Below are 17,036 nucleotides of genomic sequence, written 5' to 3'. Positions count from 1 at the left end.
TGTCCTAGTTACTTGCCAACATCACTTAACGACGCGATCTCCGCGCCCAAGCGAGTTCAATTTGTTTCATACGTGTTAGTGACTCCAACACGAGATTACGCAAGTGTCGACAAAAATCTTCCATAAATAAAGTAGCTTGTTGTGATTTTCGGATTAAAATTGCATCAATCACGAGTTTTATGAGTTCTAAGCCCTCTTGTAGCTCTCTTCGTGAGGTATTTAAGGTTAAAAAATAGCTTCTACGCAAAGAAGGCAATAATTCTTTATAAAATTTCATTAAATAAGGATTGCCAACCATATCCTGCTGTTCAGCCAAATATTGGAAAATACTGTCATAAAATTTTTCAGTATTACTTTGTTTTACATGTTCATTTAATTCAAGCATTAAACGTTGCAAAGTTTCTGCTTCGTGGTTACGCCATGTTTCACTCATACGCTGCACAATTTGACCAAGAAACAAACAACTTGTATCAAATAAAGCGCGAACTTGTTGTGGTGACATTTCAGAGACAATTGCACCACGTCTTGGATAAATTTCAATAAGATGAGTCCTTTCGAGAAGCAAAAGTGCTTCTCGCACCGAGCCTCGACTCACATCAAGTTCTTTAGCGATCCGTAGTTCTTGTATACGTTCCCCTTCTACCAACTCGCCACTAATAATTTGTTCACTAATATGTTTGGCGATTTGCTCTGAAAGGCTTTCAACTTCTTCCAAATGCATAAAAATCCTGTCTTATTTGTTTTATTGTGATCAATATCATTGATTGAATTTTTATTAAAACGATTCAACTCTGATATTTCTATGTCATTGTCGGACAATTTTAGCGAATTTTGAGTCAATTGCACTGCGAATTAGACGAATAGAAGCAAATTTATTTTAAACTTGAATTTAGCCCAAAAATAGAGCTAAAAATATGACTAACTTTATCTACACTATTAATTATTTTTAAAAATTATTCATAAAAAACCTACCTATTTCCACATTTTATAGGGAAATAAGTAGGCTTACTCATAAAACTAAGATTACACATACAATTTAGAAGAAAGCAGAAATACCTTGAGATATAAAATATAAACCAATGGTTGTAAGTAAAGCAGCAAAACACTTTTTCAACATCGCAGGAGACAATGCATGTGCAACTTTCGCACCTAATTTTGCTGTAATAAAACTCATAATACTAATGCCAATAAAAGCATAGATATGTACAAAACCAAGGGTATTGGGCACATTGATTTGTGCTTTAGCTCCAAAGAACATAAAACCCAACGCACCAGCAATTGCGATCGGCAAGCCACATGCTGCTGAAGTCCCGACAGCTTTTTGCATGACTACACCATTTTTATTGAGATAAGGTACAGTCAAACTTCCCCCACCAATGCCAAAAATTGCTGAAGCAACACCAATACCACCGCCTGCTAAAAGCTGCATGGTGGTTGAAGGTAATTGCTTGGTTTCGTCGATTTTGACATTTGCCCCTTTAAACATTTTATAAGCCACCCAAATGGCAAATAGCCCAATAATCAGTTGTAAATTTGCACCTGATAATAAACCTGCAACTCCTGCACCTAAAAATGAGCCTAAGACTAAACCAGGTGCAAGATTTTTCACGACAGACCAAAGCACAGCACCATTTTTATGATGTGCCATTAATGAACTGATTGAAGTCACCATAATGGTTGCCAATGACGTCCCCAAAGCAAGGTGCATAATCACTGTAGGGTCATAGCCCATTTGGGTAAAAACGACATAAAGAATAGGGACAATAATTAAACCGCCGCCCACACCAAATAGTCCTGCGGCAAAACCAGCGATTGCGCCAATCCCTAAATATATGATTAACTCCATAAATATTTTTCCATTCTATTCATATTCAACATGGACTTAGAAACACGTCATCTGCGCGAACTACTGAGCAAAGCACAGCAACTCCCTGAAATTTTGCTGTTAAAACATAGCACTACATCAACCAATGATGATGTACGAGATATCGCATTAAAAGGAATTAAAACAGTATTGGTGTGTAGTGAAATACAAACTCAAGGTCGAGGACAGCGTCAACGCGAGTGGGTTTCTCCGATTGGGAATATTTATTTAAGCACATTGCTGCAAACTCAAACAACAATTGATGGTCGTTTGGCTTTAGAAATTGCCTTAAATATTCTACAAATGCCAAGTTTAAGAGATTTAAATCATTTACAAATTAAATGGCCAAATGATTTATACAGTTCACAAGGGAAATGGGGCGGGATTTTAGTTGAACCACTTTCATCCAATGAAGCTATTGTTGGCGTAGGTATTAACCTTTTACCCCTTCCCGCCGAACAAATTGACCAACAAGTAACCTCGGTTATGCAATTAGGTGTGCAATATCCTAATCGCATTCAAATGATCAGCGAACTTTACCTTGCCATTCAACAAGCAGGTCAATGGTTTGATCATGGCTGCTATAACCTTGCCGCTCGCTTCAATCACTATGCTGCATTTATGGATCAAAAAGTTCATTTTGAACAAATCAAAGGCGATATAGAAGGTACTTTCAAAGGCATCAGTGATGATGGATCTGTTAATTTACAAACAGCACAAGGTTTAATCAATGTCTATCAAGGACGTTTACGTCTAGCAAATCAAGGTGAGCTATGAATATTCACGATAAAAAACTTTGGCTAGATATTGGAAATACACGTTTAAAGTATTGGGTTACAGAAAACAATCATATTGTAGAACATGCTGCCGAATTACACCTACAATCTCCTGCTGACTTGCTTTTAGGTCTCATTCAACACTTTAAAAATTTAGCCATTACGCGAGTTGGAATCTCTTCTGTTCAAGATAAAAAAAATAATCAACGCATTGAAAAAATTTTAAAACTTCTAGATGTGCCTATTTACTTTGCTCAAGTTCATGCTGAGTATGCTGGGCTAAAGTGTGGTTATGATGACCCAAAACAACTTGGAATAGACCGTTGGCTGCAAGTGCTCGCTGTGGCAAATCAAGATGAAGACTTGTGTGTGATTAGTTGTGGTACTGCTTTAACCATTGATCTCACCCAAGGTCAGCAACATTTAGGCGGCTATATTGTTCCAAATTTATATTTACAACGTGACTCACTCATTCAAAATACAAAAGGTATTAAAATCCCAGATGCAGCTTTTGAAGAGCTAAGCCCCGGACGAAATACAATTGATGCAGTACATCATGGCATCTTTTTAGGCTTACTCAGCACAATTGAACATGTACTTCAACAATCTCCACGAAAATTGATTTTAACAGGTGGCGATGCTCAATTATTTGCTCAATTTTTAGGAAAATACACGCCCCATATCGAAGCAGATTTACTGCTCAAAGGTTTAGAAATTTACCTTAAAAATCAAAATTAATACCAATCTGTTAAATTAACGTTATATAACTTAGTCGCTTTTGCTTTTCTGCATAAATTGATTTAAACGTGGCGATGTTATCGTGAGGCGACATGGATGTCGCCGTTGAGCACAGGTAAAGGGACTTAGCTTGTGCTCAACAAAGGATTTTTGTCACTTTTTATCCTTGAAAAGTGAGGCATTGACTACGCAAAGCAATTTAAACCTTTCAAAGTATGTTGTGTCTGTGCAAACACATAATTTATATTATCTAACTTTAATCAAATGGTATAACATGAAAAAAAGTAAAAAAATATCAATTAAATAGAAAATCCAATTAAAAACAAGGATATCTACATGTATCAGCGAAAACCATTGTTCAGTGCTAGCTTGGTCAGTTTTATACTGATCGGATGTACTCACCCATCAAATACAGCCCAGCAAAAACCACTTGAAAGAAAGACACTTGAAGTGAACAAGCATGACAACCATCAGCAAAATGAACAATCTATTATTGCCTATTTTGCACCCGAAGCTGCCGAATCGTCAGATTTTGAACAGAGCACTCAACTACACACTGCTGGCGAAGGCTATTCTGAAGTTCCTGTAAAAAATGGTTACTATCGGAAACTTTTAGATCGTGATCAAAATGGACGTTACTTGGTACAAGATTTCTTTCAAAATAGCCATAAAAAACAAACTGATCCTTATTGGATCAAAGAAGTCTCAGCATTAAAAAGTTTTGATGGCATATCTTCCGATGGAATAATGGTCGCCTATTATGAAAATGGCAATATACATCTAAAACATCATTATAAAGACTTTAAAAAAGTAGGAAAAAATGAGTATTACTATCAAAATGGACAAATTGCATTTGCAGAAGATGTCGTCAATGATGAACTTATTTTACAAAAAATTTGGTATGAAAATGGCAAACTCGCTGCTGACTTAAAAATCAACCCATCAGATAATCACTGTATTTTTGACAGCAAAGTTTGGGATAAAAATGGTCATTTGGTGACTGATAATGAAAAAATTGACAGTATTTTAAAGAAATTGAATTCATATTTTTAATGTCTATGAAGCATAAGTAAAAATACAGATTGATATTTACAAATTTATATTGAAAATCAATCATGATAGGTCAAAATAACAATGCAGATCATTCTGAACTGTATCTTAGATCTGTTAAAGCATATTGATAATAAGTGAACTTTATGATGTATAAATTTAAACAAATTTTTTTAGTAAGTATCTTAGGACTTGCTTTTACTGGATGTAGTAATCTACAAACGATTAATCAAAACACTATTCCTACTGAGTACAAACAACAACTCAGCACATCTGAAGCAATTATTGCCTATTTTGATAAAGATGCATCTGAGGGTGAAGAATACGATTCTGGTTATTCAGCCACTCCAACAGAAGATGGCTTTTATCGTAAATTATTAGGTCGTGATAAAGATGGACGCTTTTTAGTACAAGATTTTTATCAGAAAAATAATAAACAACAAACTTCTCCATTTTGGATCAAAGAACCTTTAGCTTTACGCAGTTTTGATATTATTTTTACTGATGGTCCAATCACAACTTACTTTGAAAATGGTCAAGTTTCATCAGTTTCAAATTATAAAGAAGGTGTAGAGGTTGGATTATCGAAAACCTTTTATCACAATGGGCAGCAAGCTTTTGAATATGAAATAGCAGACCCAGAAGTCAATTCATATAAAATTAAATTTTGGTATGAAAATGGCAAACCTGCGGTAGAAGGTTCTGTGGTCTATAAAGATGAACAATCTATTTATGATGCTAAAGCATGGGATCGTCAAGGGCAAGCTGTCACAGACAATACACAAATCAATGATATTGTTGAAGATATTTACAAAAAAACTGATGAAGAATAAATAAGCTCAAAATTGGGAAAGCGTCTATTTATTATTCGCTTCCCCAAATCCATCAGATCACAACAACTGACTTCACGTTAAACCCACTTAACTTCAAACCAATAAGTGATTTAATTTTTCCCATAATTCAGAAAATTCAACAAAACCATCATCCTGCATAAAGTGCCCTGCTGATTTTATTTCAACCATCTGAGCATGTATTGCAAATCCTAAGCGGATACTCTCAGGTGCGGTAACGTAAGGATCATTATTTGATAAAAAAATAAAACGTTTTTGAATCGCAGTACGAATCACATGCTCATCAATTTTTGCTTGCTGAATAAAACCATTTAACTCAGGTAATGCAGGTAATGACGCTTTAAAAGGTGCTATTAAAAAAATAGCCTTCAGTTTTTTGCCTTTGAGTGCTTCTGATAGAAAATCTAAGCTGCTGAGACAGCCCAAACTATGTGCAACAACAATGCTATTTTCATCTAAAGGTGAAATTTGCATATGTAAACACTCTTTCCAAACTTCATATTGTGGAGCACTAGAGTCTTCTAAATGGACAATTTCACATGCAGCACCCACGGATTGAATTTTTTGTGCAAGCCAAGGAAACCAATGATTTTGTGGTGCTGCACGATAGCCATGGACAATAAAAACTGTATTCATACATCATTCTTCTTATCAATCATTTTTAAGTAGTAAGGATAACTGGAGTATCCGTTTTATAATGTAATTTTTTTATAAAAAAGGAGTACTTCCGTACTCCTTTATTGGGTGAAAAAACTTATTTTTTTGGCTCATTATTACCAAATAATGGTCCCATTCCACCACCGCCACCGAATTGTTTTTGTAAACCACCCAATGAACGCATCATTTTTGCCATACCAGATGGATTTGCAAATTTTTTCATCATTTTTGCCATCTGTGCATGCTGTTTAATCAGTTTATTAACTTCAACAACATCCATACCACAACCTGCTGCGATACGTTTTTTACGGCTAGGGTTCATCAAGTCTGGGTTACGACGTTCTTTGATGGTCATCGACTGGATAATCGCTTCCATCTTTTTGACTTGCTTTTCAGGATTCGCTTGCGCGATTGCATCTTGAATCCCTGAATTGCTCATGCCAGGCAACTTATCTAAGAAGCCCATCATCCCGCCCATCTTATTCATTTGTTCAAATTGCATCAGCATATCTTCAAAATTGAAGCTTCCGCCTTTTTGCAATTTTTTCGCCATTTTTTCAGCTTTTTCTTTATCGATCTTACGTTCAACTTCTTCGACAAGAGAAAGTACATCACCCATACCTAAGATACGTTGTGCAACACGCTCAGGATGGAATGGCTCTAAGGCATCAAGTTTTTCACCCATACCTAAGAATTTGATTGGCTTACCTGTAATTGCACGGACAGAAAGTGCCGCACCACCACGTGCATCACCATCAGTCTTGGTCAGAATTACACCTGTTAATGGCAAGGCATCATTAAATGCTTTTGCTGTATTGGCAGCATCCTGACCCGTCATTGCATCAACAACAAATAATGTTTCAGTTGGGTTAATCGCAGCATGTAATGCTTTGATTTCATCCATCATGTCATCATCAATATGCAAACGACCTGCGGTATCGACAATTAACACATCATTGAAATTAATTTTGGCTTGACCAATTGCACGTTGCGCAATTTTAATTGGGTCTTCAGAAGCATCTGACTCAATAAAGTCAACACCAACTTCGGCTGCAACAGTTTGTAACTGTTTAATTGCCGCTGGACGATAAACGTCAGCAGAAACCATTGCGACTTTTTTCTTTTGACGTTCTTTTAAAAAACGAGCCAATTTTGCAGCTGTGGTTGTTTTACCCGCACCTTGCAAACCAGCTAAAAGTACAACAACAGGTGGCTTTGCAGCTAGGTCCAAAGTCTCATTCGCTGCGCCCATCATTTTGGTCAATTCGTCATAGACGATCTTCACGAAAGCTTGACCTGGAGAAAGCTGAGTCATGACTTCTTGACCCAATGCTTCTTCCTTAACTTTCGCGATAAACTCACGAGTTACAGGTAAGGCAACGTCCGCTTCTAGAAGTGCCATACGCACTTCACGCAACGTGTCTTTAATGTTGTCTTCGGTTAGCTGCCCTGAGCCAGTAACATTTCTTAAACTCTGCGTGAGTCGTTCTGTTAAGGTATCAAACATTGCAAAATCCGCTTAAAATAGCTAGTAGCAAAAAAATCTTTCTTAAAATAGAAAATTTCTGCATAAGATGCGATAGGATACTTGAGTTCATATCGAATTTATATCTTATAACATGAATATTTATCATCCCGAAAAAGGTTTGACATGATTAGCCTCCCCTTGGTTTACACTATTTTAGCATTAATTGCCTATACCACATCATTTTGGTATTTATTTATGCATCTAATGTCTAAACGTGCACCAAATCATTGGTTTATTGGTGTCGTGTTGGGTTTAGGCTTAGTTTTACATACTCTGGTGGTCTCTTCTAGTATGTTAACTCCGTTAGGCATAAATTATGACGTCTTCAATTTAATGTCCTTTACCTCAGGCTTAATGCTATTACTAAGTGTATTATTTAGCACCTATCGTCCTGTTATTGCTCTAAATTTATTAGGAATCCCTGTTGCTGCTTTAGGCTTGATTTTAGGTTTTGCTTTTAGCTTACCTCGCCAATTTATGGAGGTGCATTCTTTAGGGCTTGATATTCATATTATTTTATCTTTATCTGCCTATGCAGTCTTATTGATGGCAACAATTCAAGCCATTTTAATTTGGTTACAAAATAGAGAGCTCAAGAAAAAACAAAAAAAACGCGTCTGGGTCAGTTTATTGCCTCCTTTACAAGTGATGGAATCACTTCTATTTGATATGTTAGTGGCTGGGTTTAGTTTATTGACCATTGCTCTAGGTTTTGGCTTCTTTACCGTTGATAACTTTTTTGCACAGCATTTAGCACATAAAACTGCGTTTAGTATTATTTCTTGGTTCGTTTATGGTGCGTTGTTGATTGGACATTACAAATTTGGTTGGCGTGGTCAAAAAGCCATTCGCTTTACCATTATTGGCTTTTTCTTATTGGCAATCGGCTTTATTGGTTCAAAATTTATTTTGGAAATGGTGCTAAATCGTTAAAGTTCAGGAGAAAACATGTCTAACTTTCTCCTCTTAACCCAAATACCATTTATCTAAAACTTAAAAATAATTCGTCAAATTAAGTTTTTTGACTTGTTTTAAATATGTAACTTATTTAATCTCCTAAAAAAAATATGTATTTAAAATTTATCAAAAAAGGCTTGATTATGAATATTATAACGTATCTTGAATATGACGACTCAAATACAATAACTGAGGATCAATGTCGTCAATGTGATCAAGTTTTTCTCATCAAAGATGCCGACCCTAATTATGATGGAATTGTGTCAACCTATGACAATGACCGTTATTGCACATTTTCTTGTGTCACTGAGAAGAAAAAATAGTACGAAATGAGAGAATATTTTGTTTATTTATAGCAAATACATAAATGAACATGATGAAATCACTTTATTTAAACTTGATCGTGATTTTTATTATCTAAATGTGTATTCTCAATTAAAACGGACACTCAAAATTCTTCTGACTTAAAGCATACTTTTGAATGCTCTTTTTAAACTCAGCGTTAACATCACGCTCTTTATCATGACCTCTGCTAGACAACTTATGTAAAAAAAAGTATAACGCTCCTGTTTAGATTTCGCATTTAGGTAATTCAGTGAAACTTGTGCTTGCGCCAATGGAAGGCTTAACCGATCCAATTATGCGTGATGTTTTAACATCAGTTGGCAGCTTTGACTGGTGCGTCACTGAGTTTATTCGTGTCACCGATTCGGTATTACCCGATCATATTTATCACAGCTATTGCCCTGAATTAAACAATGACGGTAAAACGGCAGCAGGAACACCTGTACATGTACAGTTTTTAGGAAATAATCCAGACATGCTTGCAGCCAATGCAGTTCGTGCTGCTGAACTTGGCGCACCTGCGATTGACCTTAACTTTGGCTGTCCTGCAAAAACTGTAAATCGTCATCGAGGTGGTTCAGTACTCTTAGATGAGCCTGAAGTGGTACATGAGTTGGTTAAGGCTGTACGTGATGCTGTACCTATGCATATTCCTGTATCAGCAAAAATGCGTTTGGGTTATATAGATCGAAATTTTACCATGGAAAATGCGCATGCCATTGAAGACGCAGGCGCAGCATGGGTAACGGTACATGCGCGTACCAAAGCTGATGGCTATACACCGCCTGCTTTTTGGGATCTTCTTCAGCCGATCCGTGACTCACTCAACATCAATGTCATTGCCAATGGTGAAATTTGGACAAATGCTGATGCAAAACAATGCCAACTTGAATCGGGCTGTGAAGATTTAATGATTGGTCGTGGTGCTGTTACGACGCCTGACCTAACCCAATGTATTCGAAAAAATATTGATGAACCATTGATCACATGGAATGAATTACTGAGTTTACAAATTCGTTTTTTAAATGGTGACTATAAAAAAGAAGTGAATATGGTCGGACGTTATAAACAATGGCTAGGCATGATGTCTAAACACTATCCTGAAGCTCAAGCCTTATGGAGTGAAGTTAAACGTTTGAAAAAAATTGATGAAGTACTTGAAAAACTCAACCTTTCAAAATGTTAACTTCAACGCACAACTTATTGCTTTAAACCTTTCACTTCTGCAACAACAGTAGGTAATTGCCAAGCACCGCCAGCAAAACCTTTACATAATCCTGTTGTTGCATCCAAAGTTTGGATATAACGCTGTCCATTCCACGTCCATGTTGCTTGTGACCAACAATCGCCAATCCCTCGCCCTTTATGGTTTTCAAATAATTGGCTATCGACTTCATCACTAATGGAATAACTGACAAATTGTTTTACTGCACTCAAGTCTTTATTCATGACCCAAACGCCCCAACCAAAGTTATAAGCCCCTTTCCAACAAGCATTGGACACAGCATTTAAGTCTTTTGTGAGAGGCGTAATCACCAAACGGTCTGTGTCTGAGTATTCAGATTGATCAAATAAGACAGGACAATCATCAGCATTTGTGGTCTTTTTTAACAAAGTTATGATTTTTTGTGCTTTTTCACTTTTTGGTAAAAGCTTTATTTCTTTCGCTTTTATTAAATCTTGAGCTACAACAATCGGCTTCGCTGCTGCTGCCAAAACATTGCGATTGACTTGAGTACCTTTTTTAATCAGTGCCGAAGAAGTTCCTATACGTTTTTGAAACTCATCCATTTTTAACAATGCAGCACTCATTCCTTGCCCTGACAAAGTATAATGCTGTTGACCTGATTCAAAAGTCACCACAGCCTCACGCTGTGCTGTTGTGAGCAAAGCTTTAAGTTGGTTGGCATTGAGTAGATTTGACTCAGTATTATTTTTCACCCAACCATAAGATTTTCCATCTATTTTGAGTTCATACTTGTCACTTGTTTTTTGATTTTCTTCTAATTCACCAAACTGTACTTCTGCAACTATGGGCGTATTTCCACCTGCTTTTCGGGTTAATAATACACTTATAGGGTCATTACTATCACCATTTTGATAACCTGCTGCACGACAAGTTCCTGTATTATCACAGGCTAAGGTCCAATCTTTATGTTCAAAACTAAGCCCTTGAATCGCTGCAAAACTACTATTTTGTATGAACAAACACAAAAAGCTTAAAGCTATTTTTTGTTGTAAATTAAAATTCATCTCAATGCTCTAATTGTATTTAAATCCTTGTTATTTTAAAGCGAGTTGATGAAAAACCTATTGAATTATTGTTGTTTAAAATACTCTACTTTGTACTGTACCTTGAAAATTTAAACAATCCACTATTCTTATTTTTTGTACAGCAGACAGCTCATCAAGCTTAAACCATTGATACATTGAATGCTCTTCGCTTAACTTGATCTCAGCATCTTTTGCTAAAGTACATTTAAAAATAAAAGCATGAGACTTTACTACAGAATGAAAATAAACACCTGACAAATAATCGATTTGAATGTCACAACCAATTTCCTCACGACACTCACGAATTAAAGCCGCATGAATCGTTTCTCCTAGATCTAAAGCGCCGCCTGGTAAACCCCATGCACAATCAGCATAAGTGGCTTTTAATAAAAGAACTTCATTTTGAGTATTACAAATTACAGCATGCGAACTCATACGATAAAAATCATGAAAACTCATGGAAAATCCTTTTCCCTACTCAAAGATAATTCAGAGTTTATCTCATGAGAAATGCTTGAGCATATTTCTTTTTTGTACCTGATGCTATAGCTAGATTTCCACACAACAGGATTTATCAAAGCGGTTATACCACTAACTTCAGCTTAGATTTGATTTCTAAATCAATTGCTTTGCCAGTGAGCATATTTACAGGCACCGAAATATGTTGATGCAGTAACACCCATGTATCATTTTTTTTCTGCAAACATAATGTTGTTCGACACCAAGGCATTTTAAATATCTCTTTTAATTGTGTATTTTCCAACTTGGAATAACAATATAAAAATGCCGAATCTGCTAAAACATGAATTTTAATATCACGTCGAGTAATTTTCATATTTGCAGTGAAATATGGGCTAACTTTTTCCCATTCACGTTTATATTGTTCAAGCCCACTTAACTGCGAACTGACATCAAAAAGACTAACATTTTCTGCATAATGTTGAGTCATTTCATCAATGCTTTGATTCATCAATGCCTTATCCCACTTTTTAATTTGTTCTAAGACTTCATGTGCAATGGTTGCATCACCTTCTATATCGACAAGCATATACTTATTCTCAATTGCTTATAATATTTGTGATTAATTTGACATTTTTATTCAAAAATAACAACTGAAAAATGATTTTTTACAATAAAAAACATACAATTAAAAAAAATATTAAAATAAAATTGTAGAAAATATAAACAATTTAAAAACTAATTTAAGTGGATTTCAGTCAATTTCCAATCTACATAATGACGTTGAAAAATAAATTGGGTATTTTTAGCTGCGAATGTTGGAACGATCACTTGAAATGTATTTATAGACATATAACGCGCATCGATATCATTCTTTTTTAAAACTTTCGGTAAGGATACTGGCTCTATTTCTATTACCTGCATGACTAAATGTTCTGGTGGTAAAAAAGCCTGAGAAATTAATTTTTTTGTTGTAAATTGAGAAAAATCAAATTTTTCTTTTAATTGTTTACCTTGAAAAAGTAAAGCAACAGTCTCTGGGGTTAATATTTTTTGCACCACTTGATGAGAAATTTGCTCAGTCAAATGCTCTCCCCATTTTCCAATCCATGTATGATTGTTTTCTAAGCCGATACTTTGATTCATTTTTTTCTGAATCTGTGGCTCTAAACTTACCTGTACACGTGCATAATCAATATATTTTGAAATTTTCTCTGCTTGATTATTCTCAATGGCTTGATTGATTTGATATAACATCCAATAAGGTGACACTAACCAACCGATCAGCAAGAGGACAATGAAAAAAATGGTCATCACTAAACTTTTTTTCATTGCCCATTCCTTGATAAATCAATTAAAAAACTATTGGCTTATCATCTTATATTTATGCCTTTTTCACAAATTCAGATTTTAATTTCATTGCACCTATGCCATCAATTTTACAATCAATATCATGACCATCACTTGCATTCGTTAATAATCGAATATTTTTAACTTTAGTACCGACTTTTACGACAGATGAAGAACCTTTAATTTTTAGATCTTTAATTACAGTAACAGCATCACCATCAATTAAAACTGTACCAAAAGCATCTTTGATGATGTCGCTTTGGTCTTGAGCAGGTTGCTCACCTTCTTTCCATTCATGTGCACATTCAGGGCAAATGAGTAAATCGGCATCTTCATAAGTATATTCAGACTGACATTTTGGGCAATTTGGTAATGACATAACAACCTCAAAATAAAGGAAAAAATGACATATACTATAGCCTATATCTATCGCTATTTATAGACCAATCCCATATTTATTTTAAGGTTTTATAAATCCACCATCATGGTGTAATTTTCAAGCCAATCATTACAAGTTGCTATTGCGAATATTAATGATCTGGAATGTTTGGATTGACCAATAAAGATAACAGTTGTAAAGATTCTTGCCATCCTAAGTAGCAAGCAGCCACAGGAATTAATTCAGGAATCCCTGATTGAGTGATAAATAGTTCAGTCCCAACCATTGTAGATTTAAGTTCAATCTGCATTTCAATTTGACCTTGTAAATGTAAATCATCAAATTGATCGCTATAACGAATGCGTTCATTGGGTATTAATTCATGATAAATCCCACTAAAAGTATGCTGTGATCCTGTCGAAAAATTTTTAAATGAAATTTTATAATCTCCACCTTCTACTGCATGAAGATAGTGAATTTTAGCGGTAAAACCATGGGGTGCCATCCATTTTACGAGGGCATCAGGATCTAAAAAAGCTTGGTATACACGTTCTGGCGGCGCACTAAATACTCGATGAAGCTGAATCACATTTCCCATACTCGACTTTCCTTCCTTGTTGTTTTTCTGCTTTCAGTGTACTGCTGCTAACAAAGTGTTGTGTATTTTTTTCGTGTATGGAAACTTAAAAATTCCTATAAAAAAAGCATATCGTAGAAGATATGCTTTTTATTCAAATCATGTGAAAATTATTTCATTTCACCCAATTCAATTTCCTCATATTCTTCATCATCAAAGATATAAGTACTACAACCCCAACCATCATATTCACCCGAAAATTGTTCAGCGATTTTACTAAACCATTCTTCTAGATCAACAATATCTGAATAATCAGGTAAGAGATTTACAAAAACAGTGATCACCCACTCATTAGGTTCAATCTCTTCATCTAAATACATTGAAATTTTTTGTTCTTCAAACAATAGATGAATAGCACACTTTTCTGCTAATTCTTGTGTTTTAAAATATAGTGAAAATTCAATTTCATGTATTTCGTTTAAATCATCACCATCTTCTTGCATTTGCCACAATAAATTGCCGTTATCATCATCAGGGAATTGTTCAAAATCGCGTGTCATTGGGGCTTCCTTATTATCTTTGCCATTTTTGTTCTCGTAGATTAACTGAGTTTTATTGCAATTTGGCGATTAAATCTTTACTGAATATGAAATGATCAAATAAATTTAAAGAAATTGTTTCCTACACGCAGTCTCTTTTACCCTATCATTTATATTTTAGATTAAATACCTTTTTCAATTAACTTTTCTATATATTTCCGATCTTTAATGCTGATTTGTGGTTGCATTTTGATTTGTTGAATAGTCAATACTAAATCTTGGTTATGCTCTTGTTTTGCCTGTTCTAAATACCGATTAATTTTTTCTAAATCTGTAGCATCTGCGGGAGTAAAATCATAAATCATGAGAATTGCACTCATCATTAGAAAAATAAACAGTATAAATCTTCGATTTTCCTTTGTAACCTCATAGGGTGACAAACCTTTAATGGTGATATAAACCAACCAAAAAATGATTCCACCCCATGATAAAACCAACAATAGAATTAAAATTATTTGAGCAATTGCGGGCTGTATCATTTTATTATTTTCCAATGTTATAAAGAGTGATATTTATAAAAATAATGAAAATTCAAATGAATCTTAAAAAGGTACATCTCCCTGAATGATAACTTTTTCACCATTTAAAGGTTGTATAAACTCTAAATAACTCGCATGCAAAGCCATACGCTTTAAAGAACTTTTTTCAGGATCAGGATGATAAATTTTATCCCCTGTAATCGGGTGTCCAATATACATCATATGTACTCTTAATTGATGTGAACGCCCTGTAATCGGTGTGAGTAAAACCCGAGTAATATCTTGCTGCTCATCATAATTTAAAGCTTGATACAATGTTTTGGCAGATTTACCTAGCTCAAAATGCACCATTTGACGAGGACGATTTTCCCAGTCTGTAATAAGAGGAACATCTACACTGCCCTCACCTTCTAATTTCCCCTGTACCAAAGCAATATAATTTTTCTTAACAGTACGTGCCTGAAACATTTTACTGATCGCAACTTCCGCATCTCTATGTTTAGCAAACATTAAAATACCCGAAGTCGCCATATCTAAACGATGGGTAATTTTGGCATGAGGATAACGTTCTAATACACGGAAATAAGCACTATCATGATGTTCAGGTAAGCGTCCCGGAACAGACAATAACTCTGCGGGTTTATCAATCACGACCAAGTCTGCATCTTCATAAATAATTGAAAGTGGCTCTTGGGGAGGCATATATACAAATGTTTGGTCTAAAGGCATATCAAGAAAATCAAAAAAACTGCGCAGATTTTAAGTTTTACAGATCTAAATCACCAGTAAAAAATTAACATACTCTTTTAAATACTTAATTTTATGCCATACAAATAACAGTTTGAGACTTACCTTGTGCTTTAGATTGGTACATTAATTGGTCTGCTTGATGCGTTGCGACATCTAAATTTTCAGGCAATTGCTCGAAAATACGAATCCCCATACTAAAATCTACACCATAGCGCTGTTTTAATGTACTGGTCAAAAATGCTGTTCGTAGTTTTTGTTCAAAAATTTCCGCACTTTTTTGATGAATGTCTTTTAAAATCATGACAAATTCATCGCCACCTAAACGAGCAACCACATCGTCAGGTCTCGCAACAGATTTTAAAATTTCTGCAAATTCAACTAAAATATCATCGCCTTTACTATGCCCATATTGATCATTGACTGCTTTAAAACCATCTAAATCAATCAAAGCAATCGCTATTTTGTACCCTGATTTATTTTTATATAATCTTAATTCATGATATTGCAAACCAAAAGCTCGCGCATTATTGAGTAAGGTTAAGCTATCTTTCATTGCCATTAAGGTCATTGCTGCCAAGTTTTCACGAACTTTCATCACTAAAAATGCAACAACACTAAAAAATCCTAAACGTACTACAGCATTCCAATAAGGAATAATAATATTTGAATAATGATGACCTGAGACAAAGTCTGCATATAACCATGTAATTCCTGCTGCAATAATGGTAAAAATCGTCACTCTTTTATTATCGAACCATGCAGCAATCGACACAGGAATTAAATAAAATACAGCAAAGGAATATTCATAGCCTGTTGCAATATCAATCCATCCCCAGATTAAAATCATCAAGAGAATGATCATACGTCGAGCCAAAGTATTTATTGAAAGAATTTTCTCAAGTTTTTTCATCTTTAGGCTCTCAATATTCACATTAAATACATAAACTTAAAGTTTATCAGCTTTTTCTGAGATTTAAATTATAGCCTTATCTACAAAAAAATTATGGTGTGATTTATCAATCTCTGGTTTTTATTTTTTACTTTGCATTACTCTGTTTTAAGCCAATACCTTGCCAAAATTCTTGGGGATAATTAAGTTTTGGCTGTCCCACCCAACCTTTAAGAATATCTAAGTGATAACCATTGTCTACTTTGTGATAACTGACCGAATTTAAAGCGAGTAAATCCCAATCCCCTGTATACTTTAGGTCGTCCAAAGACGCTGGATATTCACCAAATCGTACTTTATGTAATTCAATTAAAGCAATTGCTGTTTTAAAATGTTGGTCTCCAAATTGTTCATCAGCATGTTGTTGAAAATGAGTAAAATCACCACAAGCGTTTAAGCAAAAAGATAGAATAAATAACATTAAAAATTGATAGGTTTTCATCATCTTTTTCAT

General features: G+C 34.9%; 22 protein-coding genes. 7 read left to right on the top strand and 15 right to left on the bottom strand.

Annotated elements, in window-relative coordinates; all coding sequences use genetic code 11:
• Positions 1 to 25: 25 nt before the first annotated feature.
• On the bottom strand, positions 26 to 721 hold the full coding sequence (locus HX124_RS00445) for a GntR family transcriptional regulator (protein ID WP_107008189.1): 696 nt from the start codon (positions 719 to 721) through the stop codon (positions 26 to 28).
• A 315-nt stretch (positions 722 to 1,036) separates the two neighbouring features.
• Positions 1,037 to 1,846, bottom strand: a complete 810-nt coding sequence (locus HX124_RS00440) for a sulfite exporter TauE/SafE family protein (RefSeq protein WP_286381609.1) — start codon at positions 1,844 to 1,846, stop codon at positions 1,037 to 1,039.
• A gap of 30 nt (positions 1,847 to 1,876) precedes the next feature.
• Between HX124_RS00440 and HX124_RS00435 the strand changes: the two genes are divergently transcribed.
• From HX124_RS00435 to HX124_RS00420, 4 genes are all read left to right on the top strand, one after another.
• The gene (locus HX124_RS00435; RefSeq protein ID WP_286381608.1) at positions 1,877 to 2,641 is read left to right on the top strand and encodes a biotin--[acetyl-CoA-carboxylase] ligase; all 765 of its coding nucleotides are present in this window, start codon (positions 1,877 to 1,879) and stop codon (positions 2,639 to 2,641) included.
• Positions 2,638 to 3,378 carry a type III pantothenate kinase gene (locus tag HX124_RS00430; RefSeq protein ID WP_286381607.1) on the top strand — a complete coding sequence of 247 codons (741 nt, stop codon included), beginning with the start codon at positions 2,638 to 2,640 and terminating at the stop codon, positions 3,376 to 3,378. Before HX124_RS00435 ends, HX124_RS00430 begins: the two co-directional genes overlap by 4 nt.
• Positions 3,379 to 3,714: 336 nt before the next feature.
• Positions 3,715 to 4,431 carry a toxin-antitoxin system YwqK family antitoxin gene (locus HX124_RS00425; RefSeq protein WP_286381606.1) on the top strand — a complete coding sequence of 239 codons (717 nt, stop codon included), beginning with the start codon at positions 3,715 to 3,717 and terminating at the stop codon, positions 4,429 to 4,431.
• A 143-nt stretch (positions 4,432 to 4,574) separates the two neighbouring features.
• Complete coding sequence (locus tag HX124_RS00420) at positions 4,575 to 5,261, top strand: toxin-antitoxin system YwqK family antitoxin (RefSeq protein WP_286376348.1); 687 nt, start codon at positions 4,575 to 4,577, stop codon at positions 5,259 to 5,261.
• 93 nt (positions 5,262 to 5,354) lie between these two features.
• On the opposite strand, the gene HX124_RS00415 is transcribed toward HX124_RS00420, so the two are convergent.
• Positions 5,355 to 5,915: an RBBP9/YdeN family alpha/beta hydrolase gene (locus HX124_RS00415; protein WP_286381605.1), complete on the bottom strand. Its 561-nt coding sequence runs from the start codon at positions 5,913 to 5,915 to the stop codon at positions 5,355 to 5,357.
• 118 nt (positions 5,916 to 6,033) lie between these two features.
• A complete protein-coding gene (gene ffh, locus HX124_RS00410; RefSeq protein WP_107008196.1) occupies positions 6,034 to 7,443 on the bottom strand; it encodes a signal recognition particle protein in 1,410 nt (469 codons plus the stop codon).
• A gap of 144 nt (positions 7,444 to 7,587) precedes the next feature.
• Between ffh and HX124_RS00405 the strand changes: the two genes are divergently transcribed.
• The 3 genes from HX124_RS00405 (at position 7,588) to HX124_RS00395 (ending at position 9,952) form a co-directional block, all read left to right on the top strand.
• The gene (locus HX124_RS00405; protein WP_107008197.1) at positions 7,588 to 8,397 is read left to right on the top strand and encodes a cytochrome C assembly family protein; all 810 of its coding nucleotides are present in this window, start codon (positions 7,588 to 7,590) and stop codon (positions 8,395 to 8,397) included.
• Positions 8,398 to 8,564: 167 nt separating this feature from the next.
• Positions 8,565 to 8,744 (top strand): hypothetical protein, encoded by a 180-nt coding sequence (locus HX124_RS00400; RefSeq protein WP_286381604.1) that lies wholly within the window; start codon positions 8,565 to 8,567, stop codon positions 8,742 to 8,744.
• 272 nt (positions 8,745 to 9,016) lie between these two features.
• Complete coding sequence (locus HX124_RS00395) at positions 9,017 to 9,952, top strand: tRNA dihydrouridine synthase (protein ID WP_286381603.1); 936 nt, start codon at positions 9,017 to 9,019, stop codon at positions 9,950 to 9,952.
• 14 nt (positions 9,953 to 9,966) lie between these two features.
• Here the strand turns inward: HX124_RS00395 and HX124_RS00390 are convergent, their stop codons facing one another.
• The 11 genes from HX124_RS00390 to HX124_RS00340 all read right to left on the bottom strand — a co-directional run bounded on the left by HX124_RS00390 (position 9,967) and on the right by HX124_RS00340 (position 17,024).
• Positions 9,967 to 11,019: a DUF1176 domain-containing protein gene (locus tag HX124_RS00390; protein ID WP_286381602.1), complete on the bottom strand. Its 1,053-nt coding sequence runs from the start codon at positions 11,017 to 11,019 to the stop codon at positions 9,967 to 9,969.
• Positions 11,020 to 11,094: 75 nt separating this feature from the next.
• Positions 11,095 to 11,499: an NUDIX hydrolase gene (locus HX124_RS00385; RefSeq protein WP_286381601.1), complete on the bottom strand. Its 405-nt coding sequence runs from the start codon at positions 11,497 to 11,499 to the stop codon at positions 11,095 to 11,097.
• A 124-nt stretch (positions 11,500 to 11,623) separates the two neighbouring features.
• Complete coding sequence (locus HX124_RS00380; RefSeq protein ID WP_107008200.1) at positions 11,624 to 12,088, bottom strand: nuclear transport factor 2 family protein; 465 nt, start codon at positions 12,086 to 12,088, stop codon at positions 11,624 to 11,626.
• Positions 12,089 to 12,237: 149 nt separating this feature from the next.
• On the bottom strand, positions 12,238 to 12,831 hold the full coding sequence (locus HX124_RS00375; RefSeq protein WP_286381600.1) for a DUF2939 domain-containing protein: 594 nt from the start codon (positions 12,829 to 12,831) through the stop codon (positions 12,238 to 12,240).
• 52 nt (positions 12,832 to 12,883) lie between these two features.
• Positions 12,884 to 13,228 (bottom strand): zinc ribbon domain-containing protein YjdM, encoded by a 345-nt coding sequence (locus HX124_RS00370; RefSeq protein ID WP_286381599.1) that lies wholly within the window; start codon positions 13,226 to 13,228, stop codon positions 12,884 to 12,886.
• A 151-nt stretch (positions 13,229 to 13,379) separates the two neighbouring features.
• Entirely contained in the window at positions 13,380 to 13,826 is a 447-nt protein-coding gene (locus HX124_RS00365; protein ID WP_286381598.1) for an SRPBCC domain-containing protein, read from the bottom strand.
• A 149-nt stretch (positions 13,827 to 13,975) separates the two neighbouring features.
• The gene (locus tag HX124_RS00360) at positions 13,976 to 14,365 is read right to left on the bottom strand and encodes a ribonuclease E inhibitor RraB (protein WP_286381597.1); all 390 of its coding nucleotides are present in this window, start codon (positions 14,363 to 14,365) and stop codon (positions 13,976 to 13,978) included.
• Positions 14,366 to 14,526: 161 nt separating this feature from the next.
• Entirely contained in the window at positions 14,527 to 14,883 is a 357-nt protein-coding gene (locus HX124_RS00355) for a hypothetical protein (protein WP_286381596.1), read from the bottom strand.
• 63 nt (positions 14,884 to 14,946) lie between these two features.
• A complete protein-coding gene (locus HX124_RS00350) occupies positions 14,947 to 15,612 on the bottom strand; it encodes an RluA family pseudouridine synthase (protein ID WP_286381595.1) in 666 nt (221 codons plus the stop codon).
• Positions 15,613 to 15,703: 91 nt separating this feature from the next.
• On the bottom strand, positions 15,704 to 16,543 hold the full coding sequence (locus tag HX124_RS00345) for a GGDEF domain-containing protein (protein ID WP_286381594.1): 840 nt from the start codon (positions 16,541 to 16,543) through the stop codon (positions 15,704 to 15,706).
• 127 nt (positions 16,544 to 16,670) lie between these two features.
• Positions 16,671 to 17,024, bottom strand: a complete 354-nt coding sequence (locus HX124_RS00340) for a hypothetical protein (protein WP_286418647.1) — start codon at positions 17,022 to 17,024, stop codon at positions 16,671 to 16,673.
• Positions 17,025 to 17,036: the final 12 nt, after the last annotated feature.

Origin of the sequence: Acinetobacter sp. 226-1 (assembly GCF_030329325.1) — a bacterium.
Taxonomy (GTDB): domain Bacteria; phylum Pseudomonadota; class Gammaproteobacteria; order Pseudomonadales; family Moraxellaceae; genus Acinetobacter; species Acinetobacter sichuanensis.
The sequence above is the reverse complement of the archived record's forward strand: the minus strand, read 5'-3'. Positions and strand labels throughout refer to the sequence as shown.